The organism is Bacillus sp. T3 (assembly GCF_033449965.1).
Classification (GTDB): Bacteria; Bacillota; Bacilli; order Bacillales; family Cytobacillaceae; genus Bacillus_BU.
Window position 1 is genome coordinate 315,887 of record NZ_CP137761.1, and the last position, 15,920, is coordinate 331,806.

A 15,920-nucleotide genomic window follows, 5' to 3' on the forward strand; every position below is an offset into this window, starting at 1 on the left:
AGCCTACGAGCCTAACAGTTTCTTATACCAAGGAGTGTCTTTTCCGCCATTTTCCTCAGGTGCTTCAACAGGAGATTGGTTATGCTTCGACTTCTTCTTCGGATTTTCAATATGGTCCGTACAATAGTCAGTCGGCTCCGTCCCTGCTTTAAAATACGTCATCCGTTTGACGGGGCAATCCTTTGTTGCTAATAAGCCGTTCTGGGGTCAATCTTCACCCCAACAACTCCTTTAGGTGCTTTGAATTTCTTCACGGGCGCATCCTTCAAGGCAGACTCCATAAACTGAATCCATATATTTTTTGCATACGATTTTTCGACGGTTAATTCAATTGGCTTCCCTTTATCATAGCCAGTCCAAACAGCGGAAACAAGCTGTGGTGTGTAACCGACCATCCAGCTATCCGATTCGGTTGTTCCGGATTTTCCAGCGTAGGTACGTGTCATTTTATTGGCAACTGTACTCCCTGTTACACGGGCATAGCCGTTTAATTTTTTATCAAACATGCCTGTCATCATATGAGTCATCACATAGGCGAGCTCAGGCTCAAGCACCTGCTCCTCCTCTTTTTCGTTTTCATATATGATATGACCATGCTGGTCGACTACCTTTTCAATAAAGACTGGATCAACCTGTTTCCCGCCATTTGCTAATAAGCTATAGGCATTCGCCATTTCGATCATTCGGACCCCTGATGTACCAAGCGCTGCAGACGGTACTTCTTCAATCGGCGAGGAAATGCCAAACCGCTTTGCTGTTTCTGTGAGCGTCGCTTCTCCTAAAAATAAATGAGTTTTGACGGCATATACATTATCTGATAAGGCAAGAGCTTGGGCCATCGTAATCTCTTTATCAGCATACTGGTTGTTAAAATTATGCGGTGTATATTCCGGCTGATTGTTCTCAAAGCGGAATGTCGTCTGCTCACTTTTCATCGTCGTTGACGGCGTAAAGCCATGCTCCAACGCCGCATAATAGACAAGTGGCTTAATCGTTGAACCAGGCTGGCGAACCGCTTGAACAGCGCGATTAAATGGGCTTTTTTCATAATCGCGACCTCCGACCATTGCTTTGACATGTCCATTGCGCGGGTCCATTGCTACAAGCCCTGTTTGAATATCTGACTCAGCCGAAATTAAATCGTGAACTGTTTTCTCGGCTACTTTCTGCTGTTTCAGATTAAGCGTCGTGTAGATTTTTAATCCACCAAGCTCGATTGTCCGGTCATCTAAATTTAATACGGATTTTAATGCCTGCCGAACCGTATCTTGAAAATAAGGAGCAATTCCCGTTTTTGTGTGCTGATGCTTGCCAACAAAGTGAAGCTTCTCATTTTTCGCGGCCTCTGCTTCCTTTTTTTCAATCAGATGGTTGGCTGCCATTGAATCAAGAATCAAGCCTTGACGCTGTTTCGCATTTTCCAGTGAAACAAGCGGTGAATAGACACCCGGACCCTTTGGAACGCCGGCTAGCATAGATGCCTCGGCAAGGGATAAATCAGAAGCGTCTTTGCCAAAATAATACTGGCTTGCAGCTTGAACTCCGTAAGCTCCATTGCCAAAATAAATCGTGTTTAAGTATCCTTCTAATATTTCATCCTTCGAATAGCTCATTTCAAGGCGAATCGAATAGAACGCTTCATTTAATTTTCTGCTCCACGTCTTGCCATGGTCCAAATATAAATTCCGCGAATACTGTTGGGTGATCGTACTGGCGCCTTGAACCATCGACATCGCTCGTATGTCAGCAAGTGCCGCTCCGGCAATTCGTTTATAGTCAAAGCCATGATGATTGTAGAAATTTTTATCTTCAATTGAAATTATTGCATCAACAAATGCTGGTGAAATCTCATCAAGCGGGAGCCAGTAACGCTTTTGTCCTGGAATTGCTTTCACCAATAACAGAGCCGTCATCAGCATAGTAAAGTGTCGATTGCGGGACAACGAGTGGCGGTGCTCCAAGGACTTTGGCATAGCCTAATACACATAAGAATAGAAGCAACGTTACGATGGTGCCTAACAAACTAATTATGAAAAGGGCTCTCAAATATTTGATTGTTTTTCGAAATCGCTGGTCTGTCATAAGCTCCATTTGAAGTCACCTCTCTTTTTTTATGGCTGTGTTAATTTTGTCTGTGATTTCCGCTGCAGGTACTCCCTTTCCGCGGGGAGTCCTGGGAGCCTCCTCGGCGCTTTGCGCCTGTGGGGTCTCCCCTGACACCTTCTCCCGCAGGAGTCTCGCACCTTCCGCTCCAATCACCAGAGTGTAAAAATCAACACCGTTCTTTAATACAGACTTTTTTATAAAACTACGGTAGGAAAATTTTAGTTAAAAATCAATATTAACAGTATGAGGAGTTAGGGTGGATTTTAAACACAAATAGGGAAAAAATGGGCGGTTTATTTTTCGAGAAAGCAGGGCTTGGAATAACAGGTTATCATGCTGAATTTCGACAAAAACGTTAAATTTTCTCTTGCAATTTTGCTGGATTCTACTATACTTTTCTAAGGTTTGTAATTACTTCGTTAGGGCAAGATAATTGGAAATGGTTAGGTGGGATTTCGAACGTGAATTTGGACTTCGTGTTGTGTTTGCGTGGTATGAGAACTACCTATTAGAGACCATTATGATTATTCATCTAATAAGGAGGAATTACATTGGGTCTTTGGTTTACGGAAAAGCAAACAGAAAACTTTGGGATTACCATGAAAGTGGAACGTACTTTACATACAGAACAAACAGAATTTCAAAAGCTTGAAATGGTCGAAACAGCTGAATGGGGTAATATGCTTTTACTAGATGGAATGGTGATGACCTCCGTTCGAGATGAGTTTGTTTACCATGAAATGGTGGCACACGTGCCATTATTTACGCACCCAAATCCAGAGAACTTATTAGTTGTCGGCGGTGGAGATGGGGGAGTAATCCGTGAAGTCCTAAAACACCCTAGTGTAAAGAAAGCAACGCTAGTAGATATCGATGGTAAAGTCATACAGTATTCAAAAAAATACTTACCTGAAATTGCCGGAATGCTCGATGACCCACGAGTGAATGTTCAGGTCGGCGATGGCTTTATGCATATCGCAGAAAGTGAAGACGCTTATGATGTCATTATGGTGGATTCTACTGAGCCTGTTGGTCCGGCCGTAAATCTATTTACGAAAGGCTTCTATGCTGGAATTGCAAAAGCTCTTAAAGAAGACGGTCTGTTTGTTGCCCAATCCGATAATCCGTGGTTTAAAGCTGACCTAATTCGCAACGTGCAAAAGGACGTTCGCGAAATTTTCCCGATTACCCGTTTATACATTGCCAACATCCCAACCTACCCAAGCGGGATGTGGGCGTTCACAGTCGGTTCAAAGAAGCACGATCCGCTTGCTGTAAGCGATGATCGCTTCCACGAAATCGAAACAAAATACTATACAAAAGAACTTCACAAAGCCGCCTTCGTCCTACCAAAATTCGTCGGCGATTTAATACAGTAAAGCAGTGGGGGACAGTCCCCCGCTGCTGTGCTGCGGTGAAGTGCTGGGGGACTGTCCCCAATTATAAGGAGGAACTGTTTTATGCGTTTTGATGAAGCTTATTCTGGTAACGTTTTTATTAAGAGCCATCCGAACTTTGAAGAAAGCCAGGCAGTATTATACGGAATGCCGATGGATTGGACCGTAAGCTATCGCCCCGGTTCGCGTTTCGGCCCAACAAGAATCCGCGAGGTATCGCCAGGTCTAGAAGAATACAGCCCGTATTTAGATCGCGAGCTTGAGGATGTTAAATACTTCGATGCAGGTGACATTCCCCTGCCATTCGGAAATCCACAGCGCAGTATCGATATGATTGAAGAGTTTGTGGATCAAATTCTTGCTGCTGATAAGTTCCCACTAGGCATGGGCGGTGAGCACCTCGTTAGCTGGCCGGCCTTTAAGGCTATGTACAAAAAATATCCTGATCTTGCTATTATTCATATGGATGCACATACAGATCTGCGTGAGAGTTATGAAGGCGAACCGCTTTCTCACTCCACACCAATTCGCAAAGCGGCTGAACTCATCGGTCCACGCAATGTCTATTCATTCGGTATTCGTTCCGGTATGAAGGAAGAGTTTGAATGGGCGAAGCAGGTGGGTATGCATATTTCAAAATTTGATGTACTTCAGCCATTGAAGGAAATTTTGCCTCAGCTAGCAGGTCGTCCGGTCTACGTAACAATTGATATCGATGTTCTAGATCCAGCTCATGCACCAGGTACGGGAACAGTCGACGCAGGCGGAATTACGTCGCGTGAGCTGCTCGCTTCAATTCATGAAATTGCTAATTCAGATGTTCGTGTGGTCGGCGCCGATTTAGTTGAAGTTGCACCAATCTACGACCATTCGGAGCAAACTGCGAACACTGCAAGCAAGTTAATCCGCGAAATGATTTTAGGCTGGGTAAAATAAGGATTATTTTTCGATTAGAGGACGGGGACTATTAGATGGTCTCCGTTTTTTTGTGTGGGGCAACGGTTCGGTTGGTGGAGTCGGTTGTATTATGAAAGTAACAAATAAACCTACAAAAATAGCAAGTATTTAAAAAATTAAGCAAGTAAACAAGAATTATAAGCAAGTAAATCGTTCAAACTGGCAAGTAAACTCGCACCACCCCATAAAAAATGAAAACAAACGTAAAAAATCATCCCTTCTTGCGCTTTCCAAACTCTAAACTTATACTAATAAGGTTATAATAAATGAAAAAAAGTACCTAAAAGTCAAACTCAAACAAAAAGCAAACAATAAAGGAAGTGTTGCCGTTGCCAGACGACCGTGCTGCACAAACACCTGTTAAAATATATATAAAAACCGTGATCCACCACCCGCAACAGCAGGTGACAGAGGACCAAGCAAACAAGTTCGAAAGTGAAAACCAGTACCGAGCCAATTCAGAGGAGTTCACATCGTCATCGTCACCAACAATGCCATCTCAAGCATCAACGCAACCTGAAACTTACGAACTCATCACATTCGGTCAATATCAGGAAACGCAAACAGCGGCGTATTTGCGGTATCAGGAGGTATTGGAGGTAGGCACGGTGAATACCACTGTGAAAATCACCAATGATGAAATGCTAATTTTACGGAGTGGTGCTTTAAATATGCGGATGGTGTTTCGCCCGGGAAGCCCGTGTCTGGAACCTACCATTCACCACACGGCTTTATGGAAATCGTAACGGAAGCGCAAAACTTCACACACCATCACAACCACAAATCAAACGAGGGGCATATTACCCTGAAATATGACTTATCTATGCAAGAAACTCTTGCAGGTACATATCATCTCGACATTAAATATGAGGAGGAACGCAAATGAACATAGCAGAACAGGTTCAAGCAAAGCTTAAAGAAGAAATTAAACAAGCAGTTATTCAATCAAATTTAGCGACAGAAGAAAACATTCCAGATGTTATTTTAGAAACTCCAAGAGATAAGGCACATGGGGATTATTCTTCAAATATGGCAATGCAGTTAGCTCGCATTGCGAAAAAGCCACCACGTGCGATTGCTGAAGAGTTGATTCAACACTTTGATCAATCCAAAGGCTCGATTGAAAAAATGGAAATTGCAGGGCCAGGCTTCATTAATTTTTACATGAATAATAGCTATTTAACTGAATTGATTCCATCCATTTTAAGCGCTGGAGAAAAATATGGAGAATCAACGGTTGGCAATCGTCAAAAGGTTCAGGTTGAATTCGTTTCGGCCAATCCAACGGGTGACCTCCATCTTGGTCATGCTCGCGGAGCTGCTGTAGGTGACTCACTCTGCAATATTTTAGACAAAGCAGGCTATGAGGTTTCACGAGAATACTACATTAATGACGCTGGAAACCAGATTAATAATCTAGCCCTATCCGTCGACGCACGTTATTTCCAAGCACTTGGAATCGATAAACCAATGCCAGAGGATGGCTATCATGGTGCTGATATTATCGGTATTGGTAAGCGCCTTGCTGAGGAGTATGGCGACAAATTCGTGGCATTAGACGATCAGGAGCGCTTTGATAAATTCCGTGAATACGGACTAAAGTACGAAATGGAAAAATTAAAGCAGGATCTCGAAAACTTCCGCGTCCGTTTTGATGTTTGGTATTCTGAAACATCGCTTTACCATAACGGAAAAATTGATGCAGCATTGAAAACGTTACGAGACAACGGCCATATTTTTGAAGAAGAGGGCGCAACTTGGCTTCGTACAACACCAATGGGCGACGATAAAGACCGCGTTCTAATCAAACAGGACGGTTCATATACGTATTTAACACCAGATATTGCTTACCATAAGGACAAGCTTGAGCGCGGCTTCGAAAAGCTGATTAACATTTGGGGTGCCGATCACCACGGTTATATTCCACGGATGAAGGCAGCAATTGAAGCGCTTGGCTATAACCGAGATGCGTTAGAGGTGGAAATTATTCAGCTTGTCCATCTTTATAAAAACGGTGAAAAAATGAAGATGAGTAAGCGTACCGGTAAAGCGGTAACGATGCGTGAACTAGTTGAAGAGGTTGGCTTAGATGCTGTTCGTTACTTCTTCGCGATGCGCAGCGCGGATACTCATTTAGATTTCGATTTAGATTTAGCAGTTTCTCAATCAAACGAAAACCCGGTTACTATGCTCAATATGCTCATGCGCGTATTTCAAGCATTATCCGTCAAGGTGAGGAGCAAGGCTTTAGCTTGAACGACAACGCTGACTTTAGTTTAATTGGAGCTGAAAAAGAAATAGAGCTATTGAAGGCACTTGGTGACTTCCCAGCAGCTGTTGCTGAAGCAGCACAAAAGCGTATGCCGCACCGCATCACTAATTACATCTACGATTTGGCATCCACTTTCCACAGCTTCTATAATGCGGAAAAAGTGTTAGATCAGGATAATCAAGAAAAGACAAAGGCTCGTCTAGCCTTAGTAAAATCAGTCCAAATTACTTTGCGCAACGCCCTCGCACTAATCGGCGTGTCCGCACCAGAAAAAATGTAATAATGAACGTAAGGCTGTCCCGGTTTTTAATGGGGCAGCCTTTTTGTTGCTGGGTATCGGAGATGAAATCGCGTAAAAGAGTACTATTGAATCCTTTTATTGTAATCCAGCCAAAACAAAACAACAAAAAGGTCACATAGATACTTCACTATGTGACCATTAATAAGCTACTAACTCTATAAAAACCTGGCAATCGGCTTTGCTACCCATTCTTTTACCTTTGTCATCATACTAACGTTCTCCAGGTCTGCTAATTGCAGCCTTTTAGACTTATCTAAATCCTTATCAATGACCGATTTAATCTCTGCAATCGAGGTCGGGTCAGTAATAAAACAATTAATTTCATAATTCAAGAAGATGCTACGCTGGTCAAAATTAGTCGTTCCAATATCAAAAATTTCGTCATCAAACAGTAATGCTTTTGCGTGATAAAAGCCATTCAAAAATTGATAAACCTCAACGCCAGCCTTAAGCAACTGTCGAAAATAATAATAAGATGCTTCCTGGACAAGAATATGATCCGCCATTTGCGGAACAAGAATCTTTATGTGAACCCCTCGTTTCGCTGCCACCAATAAGTCAAAAAGCAGGCGTTTACTCGGAATAAAATAAGGCGTACCGATGAATATCGACTTTTTTGCCTGGTGAATTCGGTGTGATAAAAGGTCCTCCATATGGATGCCCTCTGAGGCGACAGCTTGAATTTTCGTGGGTCTGCGATCATGCTTTTCTGGTGAACTCATATGATTCTGATGATTAGTGCCACTTTCGCTGGTAGTCTCGATATCATTAAATGCAAAATCCTCCCCGAACTCGGTTGCAAGCATTCCAGCTTGCATTTGAGACACAAGCCCAGTACTTCTCCCAGCACGATAATAAGGAAAATAATCATTCCGCGAAAGCACTTTGATTTCAGATTTTGTCGCCTTTTGCCAATCGGCAATAAATTGAGTTTGTAGGTCATGGACGATATCGCCGCGCAGGCGCATATGGTAATCGCGCCATGGTGATAGCTTTGGATCCTGGTCGACATATTCCTTGCCCACATTAAAGCCACCGAGATAGCCAGTGACCCCATCAATTACTGTGATTTTGCGGTGATTACGAACATTCGCCTTGTAAAATAAATAAGGGAATTTAGGCACATGCGCAAAGGCGAATTGAACATTGGCGGCCTCGAGCTCGGCAATAATCTGCTTTGAAAGCTTATGACTACCGACCCAATCCAGCAGCAGACGTACCTCAACCCCCTCCCGTGCCTTTTGCTCCAATAATGAATAAAATTTCTTGCTAAAATCATCATTTCTCGCAATATAAAATAAAACATGAATATGCTTGGTCGCCTTTTTAATTTCTTGGAATAGATCCTCAAACAACTCTGTTCCATGAATGAACAGGCGAAGCTCACAATTTCGAAGCGGAAATTCTTTTCTTGTGCTTGTAGCGACATGTTTTTTGCGCCCAAGAATATAATCAATATAGAGCAAGATGATTAGAATGAATAAAAGCGCGAATCCGATTAAGACAATATACACATCCATTCTCTCCTCAACTCATTTCCTCTTAGTTTGACCGAAACCAAACCTTCTATGATGTATTCCAAAAAATAATTCTGTTAAGATTTCAAAATGACTATTGACTGAACGCTCATTCACCATATAATAGAGTTAAGAGTAAATTCAGAATATTTAAAAATAATGTAATATTCTGTCGAAACATCGCTAAATAAGTCAAAGAAAGGGGAGTACTTTTGATGAACGGGTTGTTGTGGGCTAATTTAATTGCGTTTTTAGCAGTAACTGCATACGCAATTAGCTTATTTGTATACGTAGTGAAAACGCGAATCACGTATATAAAGCTCGGTAAAAAAGTAGAGTTTGATAACAACATCAAAGAACGACTAAACAAAATTTGGGTAAACGTCTTTGGACAGACGAAACTAATGAAGGATAAAAAAAGCGGAATTATGCATATTATGTTTTTTTATGGTTTCCTTCTTGTCCAACTAGGAGCGATTGATTTTATATGGAAGGGAATTAAACCAGGTGCACACTTGCCGCTTGGGCCATTATATCCCGCTTTTAACTTTTTTCAAGAAATCGTAACGCTTGTTATTTTAGTAGCAGTTGTCTGGGCGTTTTACCGCCGCTATATCGAAAAGCTTGTGCGCTTAAAGCGTGGTTTTAAAAATGGACTTGTCTTAATTTTTATCGGTGGCTTAATGCTATCAGTATTACTTGGGAATGGGATGGGCATGATTTGGCATGGACATGAAGCATCTTGGTCTGAACCGATTGCTTCATCGATTGCAACGATCTTCTCTGGTATCAGTGAAACCGTTGCCATTGTTGTGTTCTATGTAGCTTGGTGGATTCACTTGTTGTTCCTACTAACTTTCTTAGTTTATGTACCGCAGGGAAAACACATGCACTTGATTGCTGGACCTGCCAATGTTTATTTAAACCGTCTCGATAAGCCGGGTAAATTAAAGAAAATTAACTTTGAAGATGAATCACAAGAATCCTTCGGGGTTGGAAAAATTGAAGATTTTACACAGCTCCAGCTTGTCGACTTATATGCCTGTGTCGAATGCGGACGTTGTACCAATATGTGTCCGGCAACTGGAACAGGAAAAATGCTGTCGCCAATGGATTTAATTTTAAAATTACGCGACCACTTAACGAATCACGGTGCGGCTGTCACTTCGAAACAGCCATGGGTCCCATCATTTGCCTTCGCAAACACAAAGGGGAACCAATTAGCATTAGCGTCCTTAAGCCAAGGTGCGGAGGAAGCGGCAGCAACTCTTGCCTATTCACCAAGCTTGATTGGCGAAGTGATTACAGAGGAAGAAATTTGGGCATGTACAACTTGCCGTAACTGTGAAGACCAATGTCCAGTTATGAACGAGCATGTTGAAAAAATAATTGACCTTCGTCGCTATTTAACACTAACAGAAGGAAAACTAGACGCCGATGCACAACGAGCGATGACCAATATCGAGCGCCAAGGAAACCCTTGGGGATTAAACCGGAAAGAACGCGAAAAATGGCGCGATGTCCGTGAGGATGTCACTATTCCAACTGTTAAAGAAATGAAAAAAGCGGGCGAAGAATTTGAGTACCTGTTCTGGGTTGGCGCAATGGGCTCATACGATAACCGCAGCCAAAAAATTGCCCTTTCGTTCGCGAAGCTATTGAACGAAGCAGGCGTGAAATTTGCGATTTTAGGAAGCAAGGAAAAGAACTCTGGCGATACACCACGTCGTCTCGGAAATGAATTCCTATTCCAAGAATTAGCACAAAACAATATTGATGAGTTTGAAAAGAACGAAGTGAAGAAAATCGTAACGATTGATCCGCATGCCTATAATATTTTCAAAAACGAATATCCTGATTTCGGCTTACAAGCAGAGGTATTCCACCATACTGAAGTGCTTGCAGAGCTTGTCAAAGAAGGAAGACTCGTTCCGAAATTTGACGTGAACGAGACGATTACGTTCCACGATTCCTGTTACTTAGGGCGCTACAATGAGGTTTACGATCCGCCACGCGAAATTCTTAAAGCGATTCCTGGTGTGAAGCTTGTGGAAATGGAACGTAACCGCGAAACGGGAATGTGCTGTGGAGCAGGCGGCGGCTTAATGTGGATGGAGGAAGAAACCGGCCACCGCATCAATGTTGCCAGAACTGAGCAAGCATTAGCTGTCAATCCGTCCGTTATCAGCTCAGGTTGCCCTTATTGCCTAACCATGCTATCTGACGGAACAAAAGCAATAGAAGTAGAAGAAAATGTAAAAACGTATGACGTCGCCGAGCTCCTTGAAAAAGCTATCTGTGGTGACCAAAAGGAACTTGTTTCGTAATCATTTAATTCATGAATGTCATGTTTCGACAGAGCTCTTAATTTATAGAACAGTGTGAAAAGGTGCGTGAATATTGGGGTGGCCATCAACCAACCAGCTTGGTCGGAGCGAGCCTCCCCAAAATTCGCCAGAAACTGTAAATTAATGTCGGAAATTAAATATTTAGAATTTTTAGTAAAATAATTCAATTTTACTAATTACTGCAGTAGAATAGTAATGAAGGATCTCCAAAAATCGGCCATAGTTTTTTCGAAAATTGCGCAGGTTTATGCCTCGCAACCGAGCGAGCGTTCAGTCACTTTGAAGTAGTAACGTATTAACACATTGGTTTGTCATAAGAAAATGGATAGGTGAATTTGAATAAAGGAGTGGAACGATAGATGGGAAAAACAGTTATATTAAGCGGAATTCGTACACCATTTGGTAAGTTCGGCGGAGGTCTAAGCAGTTTAAAGGCAGTTGAGCTAGGAGGCATCGTCGTTAAAGGAGCGTTAGAAAAAGCTCACGTCGAACCTACTCAAGTAGGTGAAATCATCTTAGGGACTGTTCTTCAAGGAGGTCAAGGTCAAATCCCGTCTCGCCAAGCAGCATGCAACGCAGGTCTTCCTTGGGAAGTGAAAACAGAAACCATTAATAAGGTCTGTGCATCTGGAATGCGGAGTGTCACACTTGCCGATCAAATCATTCGTGCGGGTGATGAAGAGGTGATTGTTGCCGGTGGAATGGAATCGATGAGCAACGCACCCTACCTTCTACCGAAAGCTCGTTGGGGACTGAGAATGAACGATCATCCCGTCAAGGATTTGATGGTGCATGATGGGTTAACCTGCAGCTTTACCGGCGTTCACATGGGTACTTACGGAAACAGTACAGCTACTGAACTGGAGCTTAGCCGTGAGGAGCAGGACGAATGGGCTTATCGCAGTCATATGAGAGCGCTTAACGCCATAGACTCAGGCAAGCTTGCTGAAGAAATTATTCCTGTTGAGGTTCCCGGTCGCAAAGGTCAACCAACCATTATTGAACATGATGAATCACCGCGAAGAGATACGTCACTTGAACGACTAGCCAAGCTTGGTCCCGCATTTAACGGAATGGGAACGATTACAGCAGGGAATGCACCAGGTGTAAATGACGGTGCAGCTGCACTTGTACTAATGAGTGAAGAGCGCGCATTGAAGGAAGGTAGAACACCTGGAAGCGTATATCGTAGCTCATACGGCTATTGCGATGGAAGCAAAGGATTTCCCGAAAACACCAGGTGTAGTAATCAACGAATTGCTAAAGAAAACGGGCAAAACCGTTGATGAAATTGACTTGTTTGAAATTAATGAAGCGTTTGCTGCTGTTGCTCTAGCTAGCAAGCAAATTGCTGGGCTTGACCCAGAAAAGCTCAACGTGAATGGCGGGGCTGTTGCATTAGGGCATCCAATCGGTGCGAGCGGTGCTAGAATCATCATCACGCTCATGCACGAGCTTAAGCGACGCGGCGGCGGACTTGGAATCGCAGCGATATGCTCAGGTGGCGGCCAAGGGGATGCAATCATGATCGAAGTACCAAAGCAGTAACAACTAACAAGGCATTGAACTTACCTATTTTAATAAAAAAGATATAAGCGCCTAGTGCGCTCGCTATGAGGAGGATATACAGTAATGAACGTTCAAACAATTATGGTTATTGGGGCAGGACAAATGGGCTCGGGGATTGCTCAAGTTTGTGCCCAAGCAGGCTACAAAGTACTTCTAAATGATATTAAACAAGAATTTGTTGAGCGCGGTCTTGGCGGAATCAACAAAAACCTTTCACGTAATGTCGAGAAAAATCGCATCACAGCTGAAACTCGTGATTCAATTCTTGCGAATATTACACCATCAACAAGCCTGCAGGATGCTGAAGCTTGTGATCTTGTAATCGAAGCAGCGGTTGAGAACATGGAAATCAAAGCAAAAATCTTCGCTGAGTTGGATAAAATTACTCCAGCCCATACGATTTTAGCAAGTAACACATCTTCACTTCCAATTACGGAAATTGCAGCAGCAACATCAAGACCAGACAAAGTAATCGGCATGCACTTCATGAATCCAGTTCCAGTCATGAGGCTCGTTGAAATCATTCGCGGCCTAGCAACTGCTGATGAAGTGTATCAAACGATTGAAGATATTACGAAAAATCTAGAAAAAGTTCCGGTTGAAGTAAATGATGCACCTGGATTCATTTCAAACCGTATCCTTTTACCAATGATCAATGAAGCAATCTATGCACTTCATGAAGGCGTAGCGACAGTTGAAGCGATTGACGAAGTAATGAAGCTCGGAATGAACCATCCGATGGGACCGCTTACACTGGCTGATTTTATCGGCTTAGACACTTGTCTATACATTATGGAAACGCTACATGAAGGCTTTGGCGACGATAAATATCGCCCATGCCCACTTCTTCGTAAATATGTGAAAGCTGGCTGGCTTGGAAAGAAATCGGGCCGCGGTTTCTACGTATATGAGTAAGGCAACTCAGTTACTATATCAGGAGGGAATGGCAATGAACCTCAGGTTTACTGACGAGCAAGAAATGATGCGCAGCATGGTTCGTGATTTTGCCAAGAGTGAAGTAGCCCCATTCATTGAAAAAATGGAGCAAGGTCATTTTCCACGAGAAATATTAACGAAAATGGGAGAACTCGGCTTAATGGGGATTCCTGTTCCAGAAAACTATGGCGGTGCGGAAATGGACTTTGTTTCGTACATTATTGCCATAAATGAATTATCAAAAGTAAGCGCTACGATAGGAGTCATTCTATCTGTTCATACATCAGTTTGCACGAATCCAATCCTTTATTTTGGCATAGAAGCGCAAAAGCAAAAATATGTCCCTAAGCTAGCTTCAGGGGAATATATTGGCGCGTTTTGCTTGACGGAGCCACAGGCTGGATCGGACGCAAGCAATATTAAAACAAGAGCAGTTAAAGACGGAGACGAATACATCATCGACGGTTCCAAGATTTTCATCACCAATGGTGGCGAAGCGCAAGTTTACATCGTCTTTGCGGTCACCGACCCAGCTGCTGGTACGAAGGGCATCAGTGCTTTTATCGTCGAGAAAAATACACCGGGCTTTATTGTCGGCAAGGATGAAAAGAAAATGGGTCTGCACGGCTCAAGAACGGTCCAGCTGACATTTGAAAGCATGAGAGTTCCAGCTAGCAACTTGCTTGGTCAACTAGGCGAAGGCTTTAAGATTGCGATGGCTAATCTAGATGTCGGGCGAATTGGCATTGCAGCTCAAAGCTTAGGAATCGCCGAAGCCGCGTTAGAAGCGGCAACAGAATACGCAAAAACTCGTTATCAGTTCGGTAAGCCTATTGCCGCCCAGCAAGGGATCGGTTTTAAGCTCGCGGACATGGCCACCGCTGTTGAAGCAGCCAAACTATTAGTCTATCGCGCAGCCGATTTGCGGTCTAAAGGGCAAAATTGTTCGATGGAGGCATCAATGGCAAAGCTATTCGCTTCCAGAGCAGCAGTTGAAGTAGCAACAGATGCGATCCAAGTATTTGGAGGCTATGGTTATACCGAGGACTACCCAGTCGAGCGCTATTTCCGTGACGCAAAAATTACGGAAATTTATGAGGGCACGAGCGAAATCCAACGCATTGTCATCAACAAGCATTTAACAAAGTAAGGAAGCTAATCTACTAATCTGTAAAAAACAAACCAAACTACATAGATTAGACGGAGCACAAATCAAATTAAATTTTTGGAGGAAATAACAATGAATTTCAAATTAACTGAAGAACACGAAATGATTCGCAAAATGGTACGGGATTTTGCTCGAAATGAGGTTGCACCAAGCGCAGCTGAGCGCGATGAAAACGAGCGCTTTGACCGTGAGATTTTTGACAAAATGGCAGAGCTAGGCTTAACAGGGATTCCTTGGCCAGAAGAGTACGGCGGAATTGGCAGTGACTACTTAGCTTATTGTATCGCAGTAGAAGAGCTTTCTCGCGTATGTGCCTCTACAGGTGTTACGTTATCCGCTCATACTTCACTTGCAGGCTGGCCGATTTTTAAATTTGGTAACGAAGAACAAAAGCAAAAATATTTACGCCCAATGGCAGAAGGAAGAAGCATTGGTGGCTACGGCTTAACTGAAGCAGGCAGCGGTTCCGATGCTGGTGGGATGAGAACGACTGCTCGTCGTGAAGGGGACCACTACGTATTAAACGGTGCAAAAATCTTTATCACAAACGGCGGCGTTGCTGATATTTATGTAGTTTTTGCTTTAACTGATCCAGAAAACAAGCAAAAAGGAACAAGTGCATTTATCGTTGAAAGCAGCTTTGAAGGCTTCTCTGTAGGTAAGAAGGAAAAGAAATTAGGGATTCGTTCATCGCCTACAACTGAAATCATTTTCGAAGAGTGCCGCGTTCCAGTTGAAAACTTACTAGGTCAAGAAGGAGAAGGCTTCAAAATCGCGATGATGACACTTGATGGCGGCCGTAACGGAATTGCTGCTCAAGCTGTTGGAATCGCTCAAGGTGCACTCGATGCAGCGGTTGACTATGCAAAAGAGCGCGTCCAATTCGGTAAACCAATCGCACTTCAACAAGGGATTGGCTTTAAGCTAGCAGACATGGCAACAAGCGTTGAAGCTTCACGTCTATTAACTTACCAGGCTGCATGGTTAGAGTCAGAAGGCCTTCCATACGGTAAAGAATCTGCGATGTCGAAGCTATTTGCAGGCGACACAGCGATGAAGGTAACGACGGATGCGGTTCAAATTTTCGGCGGCTATGGCTATACGAAGGATTACCCAGTGGAACGCTTCATGCGCGATGCAAAAATCACACAAATTTACGAAGGAACACAAGAAATTCAACGATTAGTTATTTCCCGGATGGTTACAAAATAATTTTCAATGGCTGGGGGCTTAGGAAGAACGCCTAGGTCCCTTTTATTGACTAAAATATGTATTTAAGCCACGGCTTTGAACAAGAGAATGCTTTTTGTACACTGTGTTGATTAGAGCGGAAGGTGCGAGACTCCCAC

The 15,920-nt window shown here is 43.1% G+C and carries 7 protein-coding genes and 4 pseudogenes; 9 read left to right on the plus strand and 2 right to left on the minus strand.

Annotated features, from left to right (window positions below):
• Positions 1 to 3 precede the first annotated feature (3 nt).
• Positions 4 to 2,091, minus strand: a pseudogene (locus RGF10_RS01755) (transglycosylase domain-containing protein).
• 566 nt (positions 2,092 to 2,657) lie between these two features.
• Here RGF10_RS01755 and speE point away from each other — a divergent pair.
• The 4 genes and pseudogenes from speE to argS all read left to right on the plus strand — a co-directional run bounded on the left by speE (position 2,658) and on the right by argS (position 7,012).
• A complete protein-coding gene (gene speE / locus RGF10_RS01760; RefSeq protein ID WP_318506743.1) occupies positions 2,658 to 3,485 on the plus strand; it encodes a spermidine synthase in 828 nt (275 codons plus the stop codon).
• An 81-nt stretch (positions 3,486 to 3,566) separates the two neighbouring features.
• On the plus strand, positions 3,567 to 4,439 hold the full coding sequence (speB, locus tag RGF10_RS01765; RefSeq protein WP_318506745.1) for an agmatinase: 873 nt from the start codon (positions 3,567 to 3,569) through the stop codon (positions 4,437 to 4,439).
• 512 nt (positions 4,440 to 4,951) lie between these two features.
• Positions 4,952 to 5,346 (plus strand): annotated as a pseudogene (locus tag RGF10_RS23695) (DUF1934 domain-containing protein).
• Positions 5,343 to 7,012, plus strand: a pseudogene (gene argS, locus RGF10_RS01775) (arginine--tRNA ligase). Before RGF10_RS23695 ends, argS begins: the two co-directional pseudogenes overlap by 4 nt.
• 176 nt (positions 7,013 to 7,188) lie before the next feature.
• Here the strand turns inward: argS and RGF10_RS01780 are convergent.
• Positions 7,189 to 8,547, minus strand: coding sequence for a phospholipase D-like domain-containing protein (locus RGF10_RS01780; RefSeq protein WP_318506749.1), 1,359 nt, complete (start codon positions 8,545 to 8,547; stop codon positions 7,189 to 7,191).
• A gap of 218 nt (positions 8,548 to 8,765) precedes the next feature.
• Here RGF10_RS01780 and RGF10_RS01785 point away from each other — a divergent pair, with 218 nt between their 5' ends.
• The 5 genes and pseudogenes from RGF10_RS01785 (at position 8,766) to RGF10_RS01805 (ending at position 15,783) form a co-directional block, all read left to right on the plus strand.
• Entirely contained in the window at positions 8,766 to 10,877 is a 2,112-nt protein-coding gene (locus tag RGF10_RS01785) for a heterodisulfide reductase-related iron-sulfur binding cluster (protein WP_318506751.1), read from the plus strand.
• 380 nt (positions 10,878 to 11,257) lie between these two features.
• Positions 11,258 to 12,446: pseudogene (locus RGF10_RS01790) on the plus strand (acetyl-CoA C-acetyltransferase).
• A gap of 84 nt (positions 12,447 to 12,530) precedes the next feature.
• The gene (locus RGF10_RS01795) at positions 12,531 to 13,382 is read left to right on the plus strand and encodes a 3-hydroxybutyryl-CoA dehydrogenase (protein WP_318506753.1); all 852 of its coding nucleotides are present in this window, start codon (positions 12,531 to 12,533) and stop codon (positions 13,380 to 13,382) included.
• 34 nt (positions 13,383 to 13,416) lie between these two features.
• Entirely contained in the window at positions 13,417 to 14,553 is a 1,137-nt protein-coding gene (locus RGF10_RS01800; protein ID WP_318506755.1) for an acyl-CoA dehydrogenase, read from the plus strand.
• Positions 14,554 to 14,643: 90 nt separating this feature from the next.
• Entirely contained in the window at positions 14,644 to 15,783 is a 1,140-nt protein-coding gene (locus RGF10_RS01805) for an acyl-CoA dehydrogenase (protein ID WP_318506757.1), read from the plus strand.
• The last annotated feature ends 137 nt before the right edge of the window (positions 15,784 to 15,920 follow it).